General features: G+C 38.8%; 23 protein-coding genes and 1 pseudogene. 15 read left to right on the forward strand and 9 right to left on the reverse strand.

The annotated features are described in order from the left end of the window. Positions 1–61 precede the first annotated feature (61 nt). Entirely contained in the window at positions 62–883 is an 822-nt protein-coding gene (locus CVD28_RS20235; protein WP_101595857.1) for an STAS domain-containing protein, read from the reverse strand. Positions 884–1,215: 332 nt separating this feature from the next. Here CVD28_RS20235 and CVD28_RS20240 point away from each other — a divergent pair, with 332 nt between their 5' ends. Continuing rightward, positions 1,216–1,719 carry a tyrosine-type recombinase/integrase gene (locus tag CVD28_RS20240; protein WP_257985934.1) on the forward strand — a complete coding sequence of 168 codons (504 nt, stop codon included), beginning with the start codon at positions 1,216–1,218 and terminating at the stop codon, positions 1,717–1,719. A 703-nt stretch (positions 1,720–2,422) separates the two neighbouring features. Here CVD28_RS20240 and CVD28_RS28260 read toward each other — a convergent pair. After that, positions 2,423–2,632, reverse strand: a complete 210-nt coding sequence (locus tag CVD28_RS28260) for a hypothetical protein (protein WP_180954249.1) — start codon at positions 2,630–2,632, stop codon at positions 2,423–2,425. 192 nt (positions 2,633–2,824) lie between these two features. On the opposite strand from CVD28_RS28260, the gene cidR reads away from it, so the two are divergent. The 7 genes and pseudogenes from cidR to CVD28_RS20285 all read left to right on the forward strand — a co-directional run bounded on the left by cidR (position 2,825) and on the right by CVD28_RS20285 (position 7,675). Further along, the gene (gene cidR / locus CVD28_RS20255; protein ID WP_101595859.1) at positions 2,825–3,721 is read left to right on the forward strand and encodes a cidABC operon transcriptional activator CidR; all 897 of its coding nucleotides are present in this window, start codon (positions 2,825–2,827) and stop codon (positions 3,719–3,721) included. A gap of 262 nt (positions 3,722–3,983) precedes the next feature. Next, on the forward strand, positions 3,984–4,502 hold the full coding sequence (locus CVD28_RS20260; RefSeq protein ID WP_101595861.1) for an acyl-CoA thioesterase: 519 nt from the start codon (positions 3,984–3,986) through the stop codon (positions 4,500–4,502). Positions 4,503–4,517: 15 nt separating this feature from the next. Next, the gene (locus CVD28_RS20265) at positions 4,518–4,889 is read left to right on the forward strand and encodes a hypothetical protein (RefSeq protein ID WP_101595863.1); all 372 of its coding nucleotides are present in this window, start codon (positions 4,518–4,520) and stop codon (positions 4,887–4,889) included. Positions 4,890–5,167: 278 nt separating this feature from the next. Next, positions 5,168–5,498 (forward strand): annotated as a pseudogene (locus CVD28_RS20270) (zinc ribbon domain-containing protein YjdM). Positions 5,499–5,806: 308 nt separating this feature from the next. Further along, positions 5,807–6,187 (forward strand): YidH family protein, encoded by a 381-nt coding sequence (locus CVD28_RS20275; RefSeq protein ID WP_101595865.1) that lies wholly within the window; start codon positions 5,807–5,809, stop codon positions 6,185–6,187. Positions 6,188–6,374: 187 nt separating this feature from the next. Next, positions 6,375–6,878 carry a DUF2243 domain-containing protein gene (locus CVD28_RS20280; RefSeq protein WP_257985935.1) on the forward strand — a complete coding sequence of 168 codons (504 nt, stop codon included), beginning with the start codon at positions 6,375–6,377 and terminating at the stop codon, positions 6,876–6,878. Then, positions 6,878–7,675, forward strand: coding sequence for a cytochrome c oxidase assembly protein (locus tag CVD28_RS20285; RefSeq protein WP_101595867.1), 798 nt, complete (start codon positions 6,878–6,880; stop codon positions 7,673–7,675). Before CVD28_RS20280 ends, CVD28_RS20285 begins: the two co-directional genes overlap by 1 nt. A gap of 306 nt (positions 7,676–7,981) precedes the next feature. On the opposite strand, the gene CVD28_RS20290 is transcribed toward CVD28_RS20285, so the two are convergent. After that, positions 7,982–8,302 (reverse strand): hypothetical protein, encoded by a 321-nt coding sequence (locus tag CVD28_RS20290; protein WP_101595869.1) that lies wholly within the window; start codon positions 8,300–8,302, stop codon positions 7,982–7,984. Positions 8,303–8,713: 411 nt separating this feature from the next. Then, the gene (locus tag CVD28_RS20295) at positions 8,714–8,857 is read right to left on the reverse strand and encodes a DUF3941 domain-containing protein (protein WP_101595871.1); all 144 of its coding nucleotides are present in this window, start codon (positions 8,855–8,857) and stop codon (positions 8,714–8,716) included. Positions 8,858–9,020: 163 nt separating this feature from the next. Here CVD28_RS20295 and CVD28_RS20300 point away from each other — a divergent pair, with 163 nt between their 5' ends. The 3 genes from CVD28_RS20300 (at position 9,021) to CVD28_RS20310 (ending at position 10,728) form a co-directional block, all read left to right on the forward strand. Then, positions 9,021–9,332, forward strand: a complete 312-nt coding sequence (locus tag CVD28_RS20300; RefSeq protein ID WP_101595873.1) for a hypothetical protein — start codon at positions 9,021–9,023, stop codon at positions 9,330–9,332. Positions 9,333–9,502: 170 nt separating this feature from the next. Next, a complete protein-coding gene (locus CVD28_RS20305; RefSeq protein ID WP_101595875.1) occupies positions 9,503–9,682 on the forward strand; it encodes a hypothetical protein in 180 nt (59 codons plus the stop codon). 257 nt (positions 9,683–9,939) lie between these two features. Next, positions 9,940–10,728: a YhcN/YlaJ family sporulation lipoprotein gene (locus tag CVD28_RS20310; protein ID WP_101595877.1), complete on the forward strand. Its 789-nt coding sequence runs from the start codon at positions 9,940–9,942 to the stop codon at positions 10,726–10,728. Positions 10,729–11,067: 339 nt separating this feature from the next. Here the strand turns inward: CVD28_RS20310 and cysK are convergent, their stop codons facing one another. Further along, positions 11,068–11,994, reverse strand: coding sequence for a cysteine synthase A (gene cysK / locus CVD28_RS20315; RefSeq protein ID WP_374702555.1), 927 nt, complete (start codon positions 11,992–11,994; stop codon positions 11,068–11,070). A 145-nt stretch (positions 11,995–12,139) separates the two neighbouring features. Between cysK and CVD28_RS28265 the strand changes: the two genes are divergently transcribed. Then, entirely contained in the window at positions 12,140–12,289 is a 150-nt protein-coding gene (locus CVD28_RS28265) for a hypothetical protein (RefSeq protein ID WP_180954250.1), read from the forward strand. Between the two features lie 298 nt (positions 12,290–12,587). Continuing rightward, complete coding sequence (locus CVD28_RS20320; RefSeq protein ID WP_101595881.1) at positions 12,588–13,082, forward strand: GNAT family N-acetyltransferase; 495 nt, start codon at positions 12,588–12,590, stop codon at positions 13,080–13,082. An 83-nt stretch (positions 13,083–13,165) separates the two neighbouring features. Here CVD28_RS20320 and CVD28_RS20325 read toward each other — a convergent pair whose 3' ends face one another. The 4 genes from CVD28_RS20325 to CVD28_RS20340 are packed head-to-tail and all read right to left on the reverse strand — an operon-like array spanning position 13,166 to position 16,721. Then, on the reverse strand, positions 13,166–13,876 hold the full coding sequence (locus tag CVD28_RS20325; RefSeq protein WP_101595884.1) for a (2Fe-2S)-binding protein: 711 nt from the start codon (positions 13,874–13,876) through the stop codon (positions 13,166–13,168). 12 nt (positions 13,877–13,888) lie between these two features. Further along, positions 13,889–14,674: an ABC transporter ATP-binding protein gene (locus CVD28_RS20330; RefSeq protein ID WP_101595887.1), complete on the reverse strand. Its 786-nt coding sequence runs from the start codon at positions 14,672–14,674 to the stop codon at positions 13,889–13,891. Positions 14,675–14,685: 11 nt separating this feature from the next. After that, on the reverse strand, positions 14,686–15,696 hold the full coding sequence (locus CVD28_RS20335) for a FecCD family ABC transporter permease (RefSeq protein WP_101595889.1): 1,011 nt from the start codon (positions 15,694–15,696) through the stop codon (positions 14,686–14,688). After that, a complete protein-coding gene (locus tag CVD28_RS20340; protein WP_101596036.1) occupies positions 15,693–16,721 on the reverse strand; it encodes a FecCD family ABC transporter permease in 1,029 nt (342 codons plus the stop codon). Before CVD28_RS20340 ends, CVD28_RS20335 begins: the two co-directional genes overlap by 4 nt. 207 nt (positions 16,722–16,928) lie before the next feature. Between CVD28_RS20340 and CVD28_RS20345 the strand changes: the two genes are divergently transcribed. Together CVD28_RS20345 and CVD28_RS20350 are read left to right on the forward strand one after the other, a co-directional pair. Continuing rightward, a complete protein-coding gene (locus CVD28_RS20345) occupies positions 16,929–17,867 on the forward strand; it encodes an ABC transporter substrate-binding protein (RefSeq protein ID WP_101595890.1) in 939 nt (312 codons plus the stop codon). A gap of 284 nt (positions 17,868–18,151) precedes the next feature. After that, entirely contained in the window at positions 18,152–18,697 is a 546-nt protein-coding gene (locus CVD28_RS20350) for a cysteine hydrolase family protein (protein WP_101595893.1), read from the forward strand. Positions 18,698–18,859: the final 162 nt, after the last annotated feature.

An 18,859-nucleotide genomic window follows, 5' to 3' on the forward strand; every position in this document is an offset into this window, starting at 1 on the left:
GCCTGCATTTTAAAGTGAATAAAAAATAAACAAGACCATTGCAGTGGTCTTGTTCCCGTAATTAAAGATATTTCTTTAAAGTCTCTTGGAGAGTACCTTTCGTTTCTGCGTCTTTTTCAAATCGGATTCCTGCATGTACCATCTTTCTAACAAGGTCAGGTCGAATTCCAGTTATAATGGCTTTGCAGCCCATCATAGATACCCCAGCTAAGATTTTTTCAAAATGATTAATTACATCCATATCCATTACAGCCACACCTGATAGGTCTATAATAAGGGTTTGGAATCTTCTGGAACCTATTTCGTTTAATACTTTCTCTTCAATTATATCAACTCTGTAAGTGTCAATTGCACCAATTAAAGGTAAAACGTAAACACTTTCACTGACTGGAATAATTGGAACCGACAAATGCTCAACTATTTTTCTCTGCTTAAAGAGCATCTCATCTTTATATTTTGAGTAACTAAGGAAAAAATTGTTGAGAAATTGGTCTATCTGGTCATTTATTACTTTTTCCAGCTCGGAAAATTCTGAAGGTTCGAAAGTTTTGTCTTTTTCCTCGTTAAGAGAAAAAACAAACTGCCACAATGTTCTTCTGATTGCTTGAACCCATTCTAATTTCAAAGCAAGTGTTAATGATTGTCCCGCCCAAGCTATCCCCTCCTGGTTTGCAAAAGCGATTAAATCTTTTTCATTTCTTTCTATTATATAGTAAGTTAATTTCTTGGCGTTACTTAATAAATCGATGTTCCCCTTATTTAGAATCTCACTGATTTTTCCTGAAACATTTACTGCTTCATTTAGTAATTTTTCTTCAAACTTGTCTGTATTTTCATTAAGATAAGCTCTTAATTCATTCTCTAAGAATTGTTTTGTACGCATTTCTCTTATGCTCCTCCTAATAATCCACTTGATAAAAAAAGAACTTATTAATTATACCCGTGATTGATGACATTTAAACCTTCATCTTTCTTTTCTCAGCTAGGGATAGCAAAGGTTCTTATTTAAATAATGAGTAGTGAAAGATTTGGCATTAATATATTAGTACCCCTTTGGGTACTAAAGGGTCAGATTAGCCAAAGACAAGCAGGATTGTGTAATATTATACTTAAACAAACGGGGGCAATAACTTAATAAAAAACTATAAAACTAGTATATTTTATAGCTTATAGGTGAATACTGTTAGTAAAAGAACGATCGGGAAGTTGTACATAATGCTTGTATCCGAAGCCTGGAATCTATATAAAGCAGATAAACAAATTCAGGGCTATTCTTCTCAAACATTGAAGGTATACAAAGTTCAGTTATCCTTATTAATTAGATATTTTGGTGATATCAAGATTACTGATATTACGACTGAATCTATTAAACTATATCTTGGAGAAGTAGCTGCAGAGTTGAAGGCATCTAGTCTTTGCCATCGAATTCGATTTATAAAATCATTGTTTAAATGGGCTCAAGAAGAGAAATATGTTTCTACAAACTCAGTATCTACAATAAAAGAACCGAAGCCTGAAAGTAGAATTCCTAATTTTTTAACAGAAGAGGAAATCGAGTTATTGCGTGAAGCATGTGATTCTACTTTTGAGAAAGCGTTATTCGAGTTTATGTATTCAACTGGATCTAGAATAGGAGAAGTTGTAAACTTAGATAGAAATTCAATCACGCCGTTCCACCTATATCCAGATACCTCACCATATTCCACACGAGTTGGATAAAACCAAAATTGACTCCCATTTCTAAGCCATACATAAGTGTATTGATATACACAGTCTACGATATAAGATACGGAAGGTTTTGGTGGTATAAATGTTGGAGGAGGAGATTGTGGGCTCAGTGTCCCCTGGCGAGAGAAATATCCTATGTGATTTCACTCCTTTTAGTTAGGTTACATCATTATATGTTGAAAAGAAGTGAAAGGATTTATTTAATGCGAAAAACTAAAGATTGTGAAGTAATGTACTTAAACTAATGGGTGCATTAGTTCAACAAACAAAAAGACCAATTTTTTCGGTCTCTTTTTGTTGAAACAAATATCAACACTATCGTTTAACAAAAAAAACTGACCAAATAGGATCAGTTTTTTTCATTTTTATCCCCTGCTTTTTCAAACAGTTGAGTAATGTACCCCTTGAGCTCAAACCCGTTTTCGTTAATGAATTCTGTAATCTGTTTCATTGTAATTCCTCCTTTAAAGTTACTATTGATAACATTATTCCCAATCTATAAGTCTTTTATTCAACCAATTTATTGAAAGAATGGTAACGAGCAATAAGCAATTAATATCTTCCTGGTGGCCACTGACTTTCCGAGCCGCTTCCTTATCTAACATTTCGGTTTGATCAGTGAGAAGTCAATGTGAGTAAGAATGGTTTTAAGCATCATTCGTTGATGGGAACTTATATATCCTTTTAGAGCTAATTAAAGTTCCTCTTTTTTCTTTTTCATGGTTCTTCGTGTAAAATCTGCTAGTTTTTCAGGATCCTCTTCTCCATCAGCAATCGCGTTAAGCATTTCTCGAGCAAAAACACCTATTACATCAGAAACAACAGTGCCAGCTTTACGTTGGCTCCTTCTAACATCTTTTGAATCGATTTCCTTCCAATATCTAAACTTCATTGATTTGTTCAATGCACTAAAACTTATAATTGAACTCTATATTTCCATACAATTAAAAAGAATGTAATTTGGACAAAGATTAAGCTGGGAATAGGCCTTTCGATAACCAAATTTGTGGCTTTAAGCTATTTAAGCTACTATTATTAATAAAAATTCCTCTCGGGCTTTAAACCTACAAATTGAATCGCAAGAAGGTGTAAGATATTGGATATCAAGCATTTGCAATATTTTATTGAAGTGTCAAACTTCAATAGTTTTTCCCGGGCGGCTGATCACCTATTTATTACTCAGCCAACCATTAGTAAAATGATTAAAAACCTTGAGACTGAGCTAGGAGTTGCCCTTTTTGATCGGTCTCGAAAGCAATTAACCCTAACCGATGCAGGACGTATCATTTTGGAGCAAGCAAAATTGATTGATAAAGCATTCAATAATCTGGAAATTGAATTAGATAACCTTACAGGGTTAAAAAAAGGGCATATACGCATTGGTTTACCGCCAATATTTAATGCGCATTATTTTCTCAAAATAGTTGGCAGATTTCACGAAAGATACCCTGGGATTACGTTCCAATTGGTTGAGGATGGTTCCAAGAAAATAGAAGAAGATGTAGCAAACAATCTTCTTGATGTTGGTGTGATTGTTCTTCCGACTAAGAATGACATCTTTGAGCATTTTTCCTTTATGGAAGAAGACCTGAAGCTTATCCTTCACCCATCGCACCCGCTAGCCAAAAGAAAGGAAGTCAATTTAGCTGAATTGGCAAATGAATCGTTCATCTTATTTAATAAGGACTTTGTCCTAAATGACCGGATTATTCACTCGTGTAAAAGTGCAGGCTTTAATCCACACATTATTTCAGAAAGTTCACAACGATCATTTATAGAAGAAATGGTTGCAAGCAAGTTGGGAGTTTCTCTTTTGCCGGAAAGTGTTTGTAACCAGCTAAATAAAAATGTAATTGCGGTTACAGTGGTGAACCCAACTATCAGCTGGAACCTAGCGATTATTTGGGGCAAAGATCAATACTTCTCCTATGCTGCATCAGAATGGCTGAATTTTACTATAGAACAGTTTAAAATGGGTAATCAAGAAGATTAGTTCACATATAATTTATATGATATTCTATATTTCGGGAAAACGGTTCTTTGTGGAGAACCGTTTTTTTTTACATTTAATCAATTTATACATATGATGAATACTTGTAAGCGTTTACATAGATAAAAGCTATGCTGATGATAAAATATAACCATTTTACTCTCTGAACCATGAGGCGTACACTAGTGTGAGGTGGAAAAACCTTTTATTAACATGGATATGGTATTTACCAGGTGAAATCCACATCATGAAAGGAAGCTACTAAATGGAAGCAAAAAAGGTGAGAGAAAGCCGTATTATAAATACAGCTCAAGTATTATCATGCGATTTAAATAACTACAATACATTGTTTGGCGGCGTTCTAATGAAAAAGCTGGATGATGCCGCAACATTATCAGCTCGCAGGCATTCTAGGATGAAAGAGTGTGTGACTGCATCTACAGATTCAATCGATTTCTTATGCGCAATTCATCAAACTGATTCAGTCTGTGTGGAATCGTTTGTAACATATACAGGAAAAACTTCTATGGAAATTTTTTGTAAAGTCATCGCCGAAGATATTATGAGTGGTGAACGCCGAATTGCTGCTACGGCATTTTTGACTTTTGTAGCTTTGGATGAAAATAAGCGGCCTGTTGAAGTTCCAAATGTTATTCCAGAAACAAAAGAAGAAGAATTTCTCTATAAAACAGCTAAAGAAAGAGCAGAGATTCGTAGATTTAGAAGACAGAAAAGTAAAGAATTAGCTGAGTATATCTCACTTGAAAAACCGTGGGATAAATAAGAGGAGGAAGAATTTATGATAACTTTATCTAGTATTGATGAGTTAAACTCCGCCAAAGAAGCCTTTGAAAAGATAAAAAAAGACTACCCAAATCTTTTTGAAAAAGTTTTGCATATAGTTAATCTAACTCGTGCATTCCAATTTAAATATCATTACATGGGATGTTTAATTATGGATGAAGATCCTGGTCAATATACCCCTAATTTTGTGTATGGCTCTGTACTGCGCTTGTATAAAAAAGAAATGCAAAAATTAAAAGATGATCAAGATTACCAAGTGTTAAAACAAACTTTTGCTGAATTCAAAAATGCCGGTTACGCAAAAATCAGTCTTTTAGTTCTCGGTATGAAACCTGAATCATTTGTAGATTCAACTTGCATTAGGTAAATTCATATTCAATTAATAAAAACGAAGCGGTTCCGCTAGTTATTTGTATACAATTTTATTTTTTAGCTCTGATATATTTGCCAGTTGATTTCCGCTCCAATCTCAACTTAGTGCAAAAATCAATATTGAACTTTAACAAATCATATTTTATTAGTAACAAACTGGCCAAGATTTTGACCAGTTTTTTTATTGTCTAAATTAAATGAAAAAACATTGCCAATTTAACAAAGACCATTCCGATATAATGGGAGTAAAGTGAAGGGATGGGGGAATATATAATGTCAGGTTTGCCTAATTGCCCAAAGTGTCAGTCGAAGTATACTTATAAGGATGGAAGCATGTTTGTTTGTCCGGAATGTGCCCATGAGTGGAACTTACAAACAGAAAATGAGGAAAGTGAAAAGATTACGAAAGATGCGAATGGAAATGTGTTAAATGATGGGGATTCTGTCACTATAATTAAGGATTTAAAGGTAAAGGGTTCCTCTTCAGTGTTAAAAATGGGTACAAAAGTAAAAAGCATTCGTCTCGTTGACGGTGACCATGATTTTGATTGTAAGATGTTTTGGTGCGGTGAAATTGAAATCAGAGTTTGTTAAGAAGATATAAGTACAATATTAAGGAACTATCGTTAAAACTTTGTTCTGAACAGTAAGCACCCATTATGACAAGAATAAAAGAACTTTCCAAAGGGAAGGTCTAGTAAGCCTGTCGATAAGAGTAGGAATAAATGCTTTTTAATATTATCCGAATAAGACGTGGGTGCCACGTCTTTTATTTTACATCGTAAATCAACAACTTGTATTGGTCTTATTATTATTCATCTCTAGCTTAATCCAACATTAAAAATGGGTACTTTAAAAATAACTATAAGAAATAAAGATCATCGGAACTCTAAGTATAGTGAGGCGGAAACAATGGAAGGTATGGATTTAACCACAAAAGACTCGAAATATATTCAGCAGCATTTGGCTAATGAACGTACTTATCTGGCGTGGGTACGAACTTGCATTGCGATAATCGGGATAGGCTTTCTCATCATCAACCTGCATTTTAATACTATGGCCAGTGGCGTGGCTGCAAGTGATACACTGGCAAAGGTCATTGGACTCTCCTCTATTGTTGTAGGGATTATAGGACTGATCCTAACAACCGTTAATTATTTCAGAAAAGGAAAGGAGATTAACGAACAAACATTTGTTTTCTCCAAAATGGTCATTCTTACTTTATCGATTTTAATAACCCTTATTTTCCTGACATTTGGAGTTTATTACTTAGTTCTGTTGAGAATGCTTTAATTAAAGGCTCCCTCTTTAGATCACAGGCGTCAAGTTGGGTAGGAAAGACCTATTAAGCAGAGTGAATTATTCTGGTTAAGATTACCCCTCTGCGTTTATTTTCGTTCTAATTGGAAATAGAATAAATAATGTTTTTATAAATGAACATCAGTGACGATCACCTGTAGAACGAAGGGAGAATAAACTGGTGGAAACAGTTGTTACAATAAATAATAAACATGATAAGAATCGCACTAAATACTCTAGTCGCAATTTATGGTCCGGAATTCTGTTCGGCCTAGGCTTGGTTGGCTTTATAGATGAAGCTGTCTTTCATCAGCTGCTGCATTGGCACCATTTCTATGACAAGTCTACTACAGATATAGGTCTCGTATCGGACGGTTTTTTTCATGCCTTTAGCTGGTTTTCTACTATTGGGTCGTCTTTCCTTATAGCTGATCTGAATCGCAGGCATGCATTTTGGTTTAAACGGTGGCTGGGAGGAGTAATGCTGGGCGGAGGCGCATTCCAATTATATGATGGCATTATCCAGCACAAGCTCATGAAATTACACCAAATTCGATATAATGTGAATATTCTGCCTTATGATTTCACGTGGAACATACTTGCCGCTGCCATGCTGGCCATCGGTTTCATTATTGTTATTAGGACGGGCCGCCAGCTGAAATTCACTGGAAGGGACGTCTCATAATGACCAATAGCCACACCCACCATGATAATGGAATTTCGTTTGAATCTCTCCTGGCTATATCATTTATTCTGGCCATAGCTGTTTATATTTTTGCCTCTATTCTATCGGGTCACCGCAATAAACCATGGCCGTTGTACCGGACTGCTTTTTGGATATTGGGAGTGTTGTGTATGGCTTCTGCAGTTGTGGGCCCGTTAGCAGATCTTGCTCATAAAAACTTTTTAGCACATATGCTGGTTCATTTGCTCCTTGGTATGCTTTCTCCGCTCCTAGTAGTGTTTTCTGCGCCTATGACACTCCTCCTTCGGACAATCAATGTAACTCTGGCAAGACGCATCTCATCCCTTCTGAAAAGTTGGCCAGTACGTATGTATACCGATCCCATTGTTGCTTCTACGCTAAATGTTGGAGGATTGTGGCTACTCTACACGACAAATTTGTACTCCATAATGCACCAAAGTATGCTGGTTTATGTCTTAATACACATACATATATTTTTCGCGGGCTATCTTTTTGCGATTGCTTTTATTGATATAGATCCGAAACCCCATAAGAGCAGCTTCATTTATCGTACAGCAGTGCTGGTATTGGCTTTAGCTGCCCACGGAATTCTATCCAAGAACATATACGCTAACCCGCCTGGCAACGTTCCCGTACACCAGGCAGAGACAGGAGCTATGCTAATGTACTATGGCGGGGATTTAATAGATGCTTGTCTTATTATTGGACTTTGCTATCAATGGTTCAAGTCCAGCAGACCGAGCTCATCAGAATCCAATAGCGCATTAAATACGTAGGACTGTCTTCACGATTAGAATCAGGAAGTCTTGCTGGCGAATGGCAAAAAGAGATAGGCTTCAAAATTAAAAATATACCCCACCGGTAAGTTTGAGTGGACAGGCAATGTGGATAAATAAAGCCTTAAGCTGATTGAACTTATGAACGTAATTAGGATGACGATAGTAGGGGAGCCTTTTATTTTAAGCCGAGTAAAATAACTCACCAGGATTCAAGTTTAGATCGAGGGTAAAGTGGGAGTTTAAGACACCCGTAACTTCAAAAAGAAAAACACATTGCGGGTTAAGAGTAAATAACTAAGGAAATCACTTCTTCTTTTCTTCTATCTTTTCACGGATACGTTCTAATTCTTCAAGTGACAGCTCCCCAAGTGATTGTTTGATTTCTGCCTCGAGTTCTTTTCTGGTGCTTTCACGATATTGGTCCCACCATTCCCGTAGTCCTTCTGTATTGCTAAGAAGATATTCAATATCAATCTCTTCTACTTCATCATCTGACAGATAATTTAAGACAGCTGCTAACATTCGATGGAGTTTTCCGATTTCTTTTTCATTTATTTGCTCATTAGGTACTCCTTCATTTCCTTTTTCCGACTCTTCTTTACTTGCTGCAGGCTTTCGCGGCATCCTTTCCCTCCTTGCTATTTAAAAATTTGTTTATAGTATTACCTAAAAAAGTATACCGATTACTTATATATGAATTTGGACCTTAATTTATTGGGTTATTTATTTAATAAAACGGTCTTAATTGACGCAGAGGATGATGACTGGGATGATAAGATATTAAAACAAGTTGATGGTATTTTTACGATCATTAAATATGGAGTCTATAAAGGGTAAACTAGTTTTTACGAAGACTTTGCTGAGATGGGGATTTTTCTGCATCAGGTCCATAAATAAAACAGAATTTCCATAAACAACGATATAATGAAAAACTGGTCTAGGAAATTTGACCAGTTTTTTTCGCGCTAGCAGGTGTCTGCCATATATATAGTGTTCAAATTCAGAAATCGGGATTTACATCCATCCGGCTTTTAGTTAGAGGTGATCAGTTTTCTTGGAATACTGGTGCCTTCCCATCTCCGCATTGTGCTCTGCCAAAATATTTTTTTGGCGGTTTTTCTCATTATTATCATCAGGTCTTTTATCATCATCTTTAGTTGTAGGATTGGATTTAACCACATTAATCTCTCCTTTCACCTTTTACTTAATGTTAGCTTGAGTGAATCTTTTTATGTGTGATGGATAGATTTTTGCTTAGCTGCAGTTAGCGTGAAATAAATGTAATGGAAAGGAAATACCAATTATTTATGGTAAAATGTACGAATATAACGGAGGTGAATAGATGAAAACTTCAACGATTCTTAAATGGGTTTCAGGAGGACTGGAAGGTTTGTTGGGTATCCCGGTCTTAGGCGGTGCAATTGTTATCGGTTTTGCTTGGACACCTTTATTTATAATGGCTCTTTTACATATCATAACTTTAGTTTTTTCTGCTAAAGAAAATCAAAACAAGCATGGCAGCATCCTGGGGATTGTCACTTCCCTGCTGGCATGGATTCCGTTTGTAGGAATGATTATGCATATTATTACTGCTATTCTTTTAATGGTGGATGCAGCAAGGTCTAACCGGAATATAGTAACAAATTATAAGTGAGTATTTTAGGGCATCCTTTGGGGTGCTTTTTATGTGAATTCGTCCTGAGTAGAAATAGCGTACTTATTACATTTAGTCGATGTGATGAACTAAACACAATATTATTTCCGAATATTTCCTTTCATGTTATTCATCTTCTTTCACACATTATAGGTAGGGGGTGAGTATCCATGGCAAATGTAAATGGTGTACTAAGACCCATCGAGGGAACAGAATTTCAAAGAGAATTGACTTTAAGCAACGACGAATTAGATAGGTTTCAATTGGGAACGGATGCTAATTCATTTTTAAATCGTGCTGGTTTGTCCCGCGATACATTCGCAATTAATCGTGAAAACTCCCTGCGTTAAAAAGACGAGCGGCCTTAAACAGGCTGCTTTTCTTCTTTTTGTTATGAACCTTAATCCTTATCATCTTCTCTAGAAATACTCTATTGCAATAATCTACAATTGATATTTGAACCGCATAAATGACTAAACTTCTACAGTAGAATTTTGCAAAAACCGACAAATTATTTCCTCATTCCGCTTTTTCTGAGTACAGAATAGTTTCCCTTTGTTGTTGGCATGCTAATCATTGCAACACTATATATAAGGAGTGAGCATAGATGAAAAAAGGATCAAAGATAATCCTTTCGGCAGTATTGCTGACCGGATTGGCAGGCTGTGCTGGAGATAATGATAATGCAGGGGATATGGGCATTAGAAATAACAATGGTAACAATGTTCAAACTCGAAACGTTGGGAACAATGGAAATGGAAACGATGATAAAGTCAGAATTTCCAACAAGCTGGAACGCAATGTAGAGAAAATGGGTGAAGTTGATGACGCGAATGTAATTGTATCAAACAATGATGCATATGTAGCCGTTAGATTGAAGAATAATGGGAATGGAAACAAGAATGGAAATAATGGCGGGGACAACAATGCCAACGGAGATAATAATGGAAATCCATTAGGAATTAGGAATAATGACGGAACTGGTGACGCCAATGACAATGGCATTGGGAATGGTTATGGGCTTGGTAATGGAGCCGGTTATAACACGGACGGCACGGGAAGAGTTATAGGAGCTAATGATGGTGATGCCGGAGTGGGGGATAACAATCTAGGTGATATGAATATCGGCAACAATAATAATAACGGAAATAACGGTGCTAGCGGAAACGACGGCGGTGAATATAGCCGGGTTTCAACGGCATTTGAACAAAAAGTTGCTGATCAGATTCGAAAAGTCGACAGAAATATTAACAACGTGTATGTATCAACAAGTCCTGATGTATATAACAATATGACCGATTATGCAGAGGGTCTTCGCGGAGGCAATAACAATGGAGAAGGTCTCTTTGAAGATTTTAATGATGCAGTAGGCAGGTTCTTTGGAAGAAATAAATAACATTTTTTAGTACTATCGTTATTAACCTAAAGGTTATAGAGAAAACGCTTGGGAATGAAATACCAAGCGTTTTTTTCATATTTAGGAAGGTGAAATATACACCCGAAAACTAAAGTTCTCCCAATAGGAACTCATCTTGTTACTTTTCCTGCCTAATATCCAACTATTTCCAAAATTGTGTTCATTACTGCTAGCTAAAGCAGCTGCGGAGGTAAAAGCATGATTAATTGAACCAACAAAATAAATAACACGGACAGATTGCTCACATTCGTTTATACAAAAAAGACCAAATCACAATGTGACTCGGTCTGATGAAGAACTTTCTGCAAAAACAATTTTTTATAGCTCCATACTTAAATATCTCTCTCCAGTATCCGGTGCGATACAGAGTACTTTTTTGCCTGGCCCTAATTTCTTTGCCACTTCAATGGCCGCGTAGACTGCAGCGCCGGCTGATGGGCCGACAAAGATTCCTTCTTCGCGAGCCAGTCTTTTAAACATTTCAACCGCTTCTTCATCAGCGATCTGAAAAATTTCGTTATAAACATCTGTGTTTAAAATACTAGGAACAAAACCTGGGCTTGTGCCGACCAATTTGTGCGGACCAGGTTTTCCGCCAGACAGGACAGGTGAGCCTTTTGGTTCAACAACAGCAACATAAAGGTGAGGAAGCAGTTCTTTTAGCTTTTCTCCAGTGCCGGTAATGGTTCCTCCAGTTCCGGCGGTTGCGACAAAGGCATCGAGTTTGCCTTCCATTTGTTCGAAGATTTCCATCGCTGTTGTGGTACGGTGAATATCCGGGTTCGCTTTATTTTCGAACTGCTGGGGGATAAAGCTGCCCTCGATCTCCTTATGCAGTTCCAATGCCTTTTCAATGGCACCCGGCATTTTTTTTTCACTTGGAGTCAGGACAACCTCCGCTCCATATGCTTTTAATATATTGATTCTCTCTTTAGTCATATTATCTGGCATTATCAGGATCGCCCGATAGCCTCTCGCTGCAGCTGTCATAGCCAGCCCAATCCCAGTATTCCCGCTGGTTGGTTCAATGATTGTATCTCCCGGCTTAATTAATCCTTCTTCCTCGGCAGCCTTGATCATATTATAAGCAGCCCGGTCTTTAACACTTCCCGAGGGATTGAACATCTCGAGCTTAACATAGACCTCTGCGGCATTTTCCGGAACAAGCCTGTTTAAACGCACAACAGGCGTCTCCCCGATTAATTCTGTGATGTTATTAACAACCTTCAATTCAAAAACCTCCATATTTGCATGAGTTAAACCGCCACTCCATAGCTATATTTTATCAAACGGCGGATCGTAAATAAAATTCCCCGTTTTGGCAGATGTAGAAATTACCTGTTATCCTGCCTGGTTATTAAACCAATCCTAAAAAAGGAGGTGAAAGACCATGCCACATAGAAAACCAGTTGAATACGGAAACCTGGACAAGCGGAATGATCTCACGGGTCCTGATGACCAAAATAAAAGAAACTTTCCGAAGCGCCCTCAGCATGTATCGATCGACCAAGAGTCTGCAGGCGTTAACACTGATAAATAGATGCAATTACAAAAATACAGGTAATGTTTCCTGTATTTTTATTTTCAGGGAAGAAAGGATCACATTTTTGGAATTAGTCGAGGCCGACAGGACAAGGAATGCTTCGGCAGCGATACATCGCATGAAACAAAGCATTAGCCTTGTGAGGATGTGCTGGCGTCGACGTTTGGCAGAGGACGTGCCAACCTTAGTCGAAGTTCCTTTTGCCAAGGCACTTCCGCTTTTCTGAATTGACAGTTACCATTTATTGTTATATTGTTATCTTGCAAATTTACTGATTTCATTTGGAGTGATTTTTATGAATGTAAAACAAGATGTAAAAGTGGAACTGAGCTTATACCATTCACAACATAAAGAAACACTGAACAAGTTTTATCTTCCCGAAGAACAAAAGCAATTTACAGGTCTGCCTGTTGATATACTTTCTTTAGCGATTGAGGATATTCATAGATTTCCACTCGTCATTCTGGCTGATTCTATACCTGTAGGATTTTTCGTTTTATATGACGGGGAAGATATCAAAGCTTATACAACCAAGGAACATGCGATGCTGCTCAGGGCTTTTTCCATTAACCATGCAGATCAGGGAAAAGGCTATGCCAAAAAAGGTCTTCTTAAGCTAACGGACTTTGTGAAAAAAAACTTCCCGCAGATCGAAGAGATTGTTTTGGCCGTAAATGCAAAGAATTTACCTGCCAAAAATTTATATTTAAGAAGCGGATTCCAGGACAGCGGAGTGTTAAGAATTGGCCCGATTGGCCCTCAGCATATTTTAGTTTTACCAATCCGTTAGTATCTTGATCCGTTTAAAGCCAGGAAATTATGGCGGAATTAATTACGGTTCACAGTTCTGAATTTCTAAAGTAGCAAATCGTCTTAAGATTCTTTCTTTTGCAGGTTCGGGCAATAGGAGCACTTTTGATGTCCCGGTATTTTATAGTAGTAACAGCAAGTGACCCGGCTGAAGTGATCCATTGCTTCCACGGGTTTTTTTCCTCTCAAGAAGCGGTTAAAGGGTGAGGACCGTTCAACTTCAGACCAAGTTTTTGAATCGAGCACTATGCTTAAATCATTGCTTGCTTTGCCCGCAAGTTCACCAGGCTGACGGAGAAGCTGTACATACATCCAAAGCACATACCCCCAAATGTTTTCCCACAACACATGTTGAGGACTATTTGCCTGAGATGCCACTGATTTGACGATTTGGCGGCAATCGATGCAAAGAATTCTTTTTAACTCTGCGAGAATATCTGCTTCATCCTGTACTTTTTCCCAGCTTCCGTCTGAAAACACCCACCGGGGAAACCAGTTCCCATTGCCAACATGGTCTTGCAGCCCGATGCTGCTTAACTGTCCAGTCCACTTCACCCTGTACTTGCACAATGCAAATAAACGGGCAGTGAAAATAAATGCGGCACAACGGGTAACCATTGAAGCATTGACGTATGGCTGTTCTGCACCGGTTCTCTGCCTCGCCAATTCAAGCAAAGGAACTAAATCAGCACCGAAACAAGCTGCCATGGTTGCACCGCTTCGGTAAACATTATATTGTTCAAGGTCTTTCCAAATTTCTAGATCTTGCGTCACTTGATAACACCTCTATTTAATCAAATCATACGATATCATTGCAGGCTTGCCTGTACGCGGGTCAGTGACAATGGCTGTTTCGATGTTAAATACTTTTTGCAGGACAGGGGCAGTCATTACTTGTTCAGGAGTTCCCTGATTAATAATTTTCCCCTGGCGCAGTGCAACCAAATGATCCGCAAACCTTGCCGCATGGTTTAAATCGTGGATGACCATGATGATTGTACGTCCTTCATCTTCGTTTAATTGTTTTAATAACTGCAGTACCTCAAGCTGATGAGCGAGGTCAAGGTAAGTAGTTGGTTCATCCAGGAGCAGGAGATTTGTTTCCTGGGCAATCGCCATCGCTATCCATGCCCGCTGTCTCTGGCCGCCTGAAAGCGTATCGACAGCTTGGTGTTTCAATTCAGTTAAGCCGGTGACATTAAGAGCCCATTCTACCATGTCCCGGTCATGCTGGGATAGCCGCGAGAACCCTGATAGATAGGGAGTTCGCCCATAGGAAATTAAATCATAAACCGACAGGCCGCCGGGAGCTTCAGGAGATTGAGGCAAAACAGCCATCTTTTTGGCGATTTCCTTAGTAGGTGTTTGATGAATCAGCTTTCCATCCAAATATATAGAGCCGGATGAAGCGGGATGCAGACGGGCCATCGTCTTTAAGATTGTTGACTTTCCACAGCCATTTGGCCCAATGATAGCGGTTATCTTGCCTGTAGGAAAAACCACATCTAATTCGCTTACAATCGTCCGATCTTCATATCCAATTGTTAGTTTCTCTGCTGCGAGATTTGTCATATTTATGCTCCTTACTTCGTTTTCATCAATAAATAGATAAAATACGGGGCGCTTATGATTGAAACGATCATCCCAGCCGGAATTTCAATGGGAGATAGTATGTTTTTCCCAATCGTGTCAGCTAAAAGTAAAATAAGGGATCCGAGTAAAGCTGATATAGGCAGCAATACCTGGTGTTTAGCACCGACGATTCGACGTGCTATATGTGGTGCAATCAGCCCTAAAAACGCAATACCGCCACCTGCGGCGACACCAAGGCCAGCCATAGCAACTGCCAGCACAAGGAGAACCAGTCGTTCTCTGTTGGAATGGACACCGAGTCCAGTTGATAACTGGCTGCCGAGGTTTAATACATTCAATGTATGGGACTTATACAGTGTATATGGGATCAGCACCAAAAACCATGGCAAAAGAGCCCAAACATACTGCCACTGGGTTGCCCATAAATCTCCGGAGAGCCACACCAGAGCCTTCATGAAGTCCTGGGGTTCAAGCCTTAACTGAATAGCAATTAAGATTGCACTTAAGCCGGCATTCACACCAACACCGACCAAAACTAAACGGATGGATTGAAAGCCCTGTTTCCATGCAAATATAACAATTAAACCGGCAGTAACTAACGCTCCGGTTAAAGCAAATAAAGGGAGGATGAAAGTATTAATAATGCTGAGACTGCCGGCCGCATTTTGGAAAAATGCAATATAAATGATGACCGCAAGCCCTGCGCCGGAGTTAATTCCCAGGATCCCCGGGTCAGCCAATTCATTACGGGTGATTCCCTGCAAAATGACTCCTGAGATGGCCATTCCTGCTCCAATTAGGAGGGCCAGAATGATCGAAGGCAAACGGAAATCAAATAATATCAACTGCTGCTGCTGAGTTCCTAGGCCAAAGAAGGTACGGAATACTCCAGCAGGTGATATGGATACAGCACCCAGGTTTAAGCTGACTAATCCAGTAATCAGCAGGAGAGCCAATAAAATAACCAGCGCCCATTTAAATTTAACACGTGAGTAAATCATGAAGTTTGGCTCCTTTCACTGCGAACCAAATATAAGAAAAACGGCACTCCAATCAATGCTGTCAGGACTCCCACTGGTGTTTCAAACGGTGGGTTTATCATTCTGGTACCGACATCTGCCAATATGAGCAGCAGGCTGCCGAGCACTGCGGAAACAGGGAGCAGGCAGCGGTAATCAGCACCAATCAGCATGCGGCTGATATGGGGAACAACCAGTCCAACAAAGCCTATTGCTCCGGAAGATGCCACTGAACTGCCAGTTAGAAGCAAAACTGCCAGCACACTTAATGTTCTGACAATGTTTAAATTAATTCCAAGGCCTTTTGTGACATCTGCACCCAGACTAAGCAGTGTTAAAGGGCGGGCAAGCAGGGGGACTATAAGAATACCAATGAAACCAGTCACCGCCAGCATCTTTACTGAGCTCCAATCGATAGCTGCCAATCCTCCGGCATACCAAAAGCTAATATCCTTTGAAGTATTGGAATACAAAGCAATTATTGAAGTAAATGAACTCAGGAACATTCCGATTCCAACGCCTGCTAATGCAAGTTTGACCGGTGTCATTACGCCTTTGGATGCAGCGGCTAGTCCAAAAACCAGGACAGCCGTTAAACCAGCGCCGATCATCGCAGCGGCTGTTGCCCCTGTGCGCGAAATATTCTCGATAATGGCCATGCTTACTACCAAGGCAAAAGCAGCTCCGTAAGAGATGCCCAAAAGTGATGGTTCTGCAAGAGGATTCCTTGTCAGAGCCTGCATGATTGCACCGGAAATTGCCAGGAAAGCGCCAATCATCGCAGCAGCCAATGCCCTTGGAAGACGTATATCATGGATGATTTGATGTGAAGCTGTTTCAGTATTGTAGTTGAATATAGCTTCCCAAAGGATTGGGAGCTGTAAATTCTTCGTTCCGTATAAAAGGGATATAATAATAGAAGCCAGGATTGCGAGCAGGCCAACTGCCAAAATTAAGAACAGCAGTAACCCGCGGCCATCTGCATTTCCTGTCCTATGATTTTCCATCTTTGCCATATGCTTTCAACCTCTCTATGACTGCAGAAAAAATGAGAATCATTTTCATTAAGTCAAGTATAAAAGTATACTTGAATAGTTTCAATAAATATAAGAATAATGATATTTTAAAATTGTAAAATGTGTGAAGATGATTGACACCCATTATGATAATGATTATCATTACCAATATACACATCTATTAGGAGGACAAACAGGATGACTCGAGCTAAATTATTTTCAGGCATAATATTATGTTTTGCTCTATTCTTATCAGCATGCGGTAACGGAGAAAGCCAAAGCAATGATACCAAAAAGGAACAAGATAGAACTGTAACAGATGCTATGGGAGAAGTCACCATCCCTGCAGATGCTAAAAGAATTCTTGCCCCCAATATGGAAGATTCCCTTGTTGCCCTTGGAATAACTCCACCGGCTCAGTGGGCAATTGGAACGACAGTCCATGACTATCTGCAGCCGCAATTAAAGGATGTGCCAACGATAGAGTGGGATTTACCGCTGGAACAAACCATTAAAGCAAAGCCTGATTTAATTATTTTTGGCTCACCTGGTTCAATCCAAAATGGCAAATATGAAGAATATAAAAAAATTGCGCCAACATACGTATTTAAAGAAGAAGAAAGTGCGGACTGGAGAAAGCAGCTTCAGATAATGGGTGAGCTTTTAGGGAAAGAAAAGGAAGCAAAATCAGTGAAGGAAGATTATAATGCGAAAGCTAAGGAGCAGGGAGCAAAAATAAAGGCAGCACTTGGGGATGAAACAGCAGCTATAATATGGATTATTGGCAAACAGTACTATCTGTTTGAAAACACACGATTTGCGGCTAATGTTCTATATACAGATTTAGGTGTCGCCCAGCCTGACATGATTAAAGGACTGCCTAAGGCGGAGGCAGCCTGGAACCCTATTTCTCTTGAAGCGTTGACAGATTTGGATGCTGATCATATATTCCTGGCCAGTTTGCCAAATGAACCCGGTTTAGCCAGCTTGAAGGACAGTTCCGTTTGGAAGGGCCTTCCTGCTGTAAAAGCAGGGAAGGTATATGAGATGAAAGACCCAAGCAACTGGACAAGCAATGGCCCTGTTGCCAACAACCTGACGATTGATCAAATCGTGTCATCTTTAACAAAGAAATAAAATATAAATATCCATCAAACCCTATTTATTTAAGCAAACACTGTCATAGAAAGTAAGTAAAAAGCTGGCTCAAAGGGATAGTAACCTTTTGAGCCAGCTTTTTTTAATAATCAGCGTACAATTATTAAAAAGAAAAATGAATTGGAGATAACGAATACCAAAACGAATGTATAAAAGGAGGATTAGGGACATATCCTGCAGAATTAAATGAATTATATAGAAGTAGAAAACAGATGGGTCAAATTAGTTTGGATTAAATTTCATAATATAAGGGGGAGTGTCCGATGCAGGAACAGAGATCAGCTTTACTTATTATGGACGTACAATTTGGACCGCTTTGGGGAGCTTATAAAAAAGAAGAAATACTGTCAGTCATTCAAGCCATGATTAAAAAAGCTGAAGATGAGGAGATACCGATTATTTATACCCAGCATGAAGAATTGCCGGGGGGATTTTTAATAAGAGGTTCGCAGTTTTGGCAGCTGGACCCCGTAATATCCCCGCGGCCGCAAGATATTATAATCCATAAACAGGCTGCAGATGCCTTTTATCAAACTTCCCTTGAAGAAGAATTGAAAGTACTTGGGATAAACCATCTAGTAGTAACAGGAGCAAGAACAGAGTTTTGTGTTGATACCACTTGCCGTGCGGCATTGTCGTTAGGATTTGCAGTTACATTGGTTGAAGACGGTCATACAACGGTTGATGGAACGATACCTGCCGAAACAATCATCAAGCACCATAACCATACATTAAGCACTGTTAACACTCCCCATAATAAAGTATCTGTTATGCCGGCAGATAAGATTAAGTTCGGAGCATATGTATAGATTTACACCTGATTTTTATAGACCAGTGAGATAACTCCTATTCTGTAAAGAAGGGGGTTTTTTTATTGGGCTGCAACTAAATGCTAATTATTGACATTTTTGAAGTGGTTATATAAAATTTGAACTGTATTAGTTATAAAAAAATAGAACAAGGAAAAGTAA

The organism is Bacillus sp. M6-12, assembly GCF_002860285.1.
Lineage (GTDB): Bacteria > Bacillota > Bacilli > Bacillales > DSM-1321 > Peribacillus.

What these genes read in the sequence shown, in the direction of transcription:
- CVD28_RS20240 (WP_257985934.1), top strand. Translation starts at nt 1,216, where the DNA reads ATGCTTGTATCCGAAGCCTGGAATCTATATAAAGCAGATAAACAAATT.
- CVD28_RS20235 (WP_101595857.1), bottom strand. Translation starts at nt 883, where the DNA reads ATGCGTACAAAACAATTCTTAGAGAATGAATTAAGAGCTTATCTTAAT.
- CVD28_RS20275 (WP_101595865.1), top strand. Translation starts at nt 5,807, where the DNA reads ATGGAAGGTATGGATTTAACCACAAAAGACTCGAAATATATTCAGCAG.
- CVD28_RS20350 (WP_101595893.1), top strand. Translation starts at nt 18,152, where the DNA reads ATGCAGGAACAGAGATCAGCTTTACTTATTATGGACGTACAATTTGGA.
- CVD28_RS20335 (WP_101595889.1), bottom strand. Translation starts at nt 15,696, where the DNA reads ATGATTTACTCACGTGTTAAATTTAAATGGGCGCTGGTTATTTTATTG.
- CVD28_RS20330 (WP_101595887.1), bottom strand. Translation starts at nt 14,674, where the DNA reads ATGACAAATCTCGCAGCAGAGAAACTAACAATTGGATATGAAGATCGG.
- CVD28_RS20305 (WP_101595875.1), top strand. Translation starts at nt 9,503, where the DNA reads ATGGCAAATGTAAATGGTGTACTAAGACCCATCGAGGGAACAGAATTT.
- CVD28_RS20345 (WP_101595890.1), top strand. Translation starts at nt 16,929, where the DNA reads ATGACTCGAGCTAAATTATTTTCAGGCATAATATTATGTTTTGCTCTA.
- CVD28_RS20340 (WP_101596036.1), bottom strand. Translation starts at nt 16,721, where the DNA reads ATGGAAAATCATAGGACAGGAAATGCAGATGGCCGCGGGTTACTGCTG.
- CVD28_RS20320 (WP_101595881.1), top strand. Translation starts at nt 12,588, where the DNA reads ATGAATGTAAAACAAGATGTAAAAGTGGAACTGAGCTTATACCATTCA.
- CVD28_RS20285 (WP_101595867.1), top strand. Translation starts at nt 6,878, where the DNA reads ATGACCAATAGCCACACCCACCATGATAATGGAATTTCGTTTGAATCT.
- CVD28_RS20300 (WP_101595873.1), top strand. Translation starts at nt 9,021, where the DNA reads ATGAAAACTTCAACGATTCTTAAATGGGTTTCAGGAGGACTGGAAGGT.
- cysK (WP_374702555.1), bottom strand. Translation starts at nt 11,994, where the DNA reads ATGGAGGTTTTTGAATTGAAGGTTGTTAATAACATCACAGAATTAATC.
- CVD28_RS20260 (WP_101595861.1), top strand. Translation starts at nt 3,984, where the DNA reads ATGGAAGCAAAAAAGGTGAGAGAAAGCCGTATTATAAATACAGCTCAA.
- CVD28_RS20310 (WP_101595877.1), top strand. Translation starts at nt 9,940, where the DNA reads ATGAAAAAAGGATCAAAGATAATCCTTTCGGCAGTATTGCTGACCGGA.
- CVD28_RS28265 (WP_180954250.1), top strand. Translation starts at nt 12,140, where the DNA reads ATGCCACATAGAAAACCAGTTGAATACGGAAACCTGGACAAGCGGAAT.
- CVD28_RS20290 (WP_101595869.1), bottom strand. Translation starts at nt 8,302, where the DNA reads ATGCCGCGAAAGCCTGCAGCAAGTAAAGAAGAGTCGGAAAAAGGAAAT.
- CVD28_RS20265 (WP_101595863.1), top strand. Translation starts at nt 4,518, where the DNA reads ATGATAACTTTATCTAGTATTGATGAGTTAAACTCCGCCAAAGAAGCC.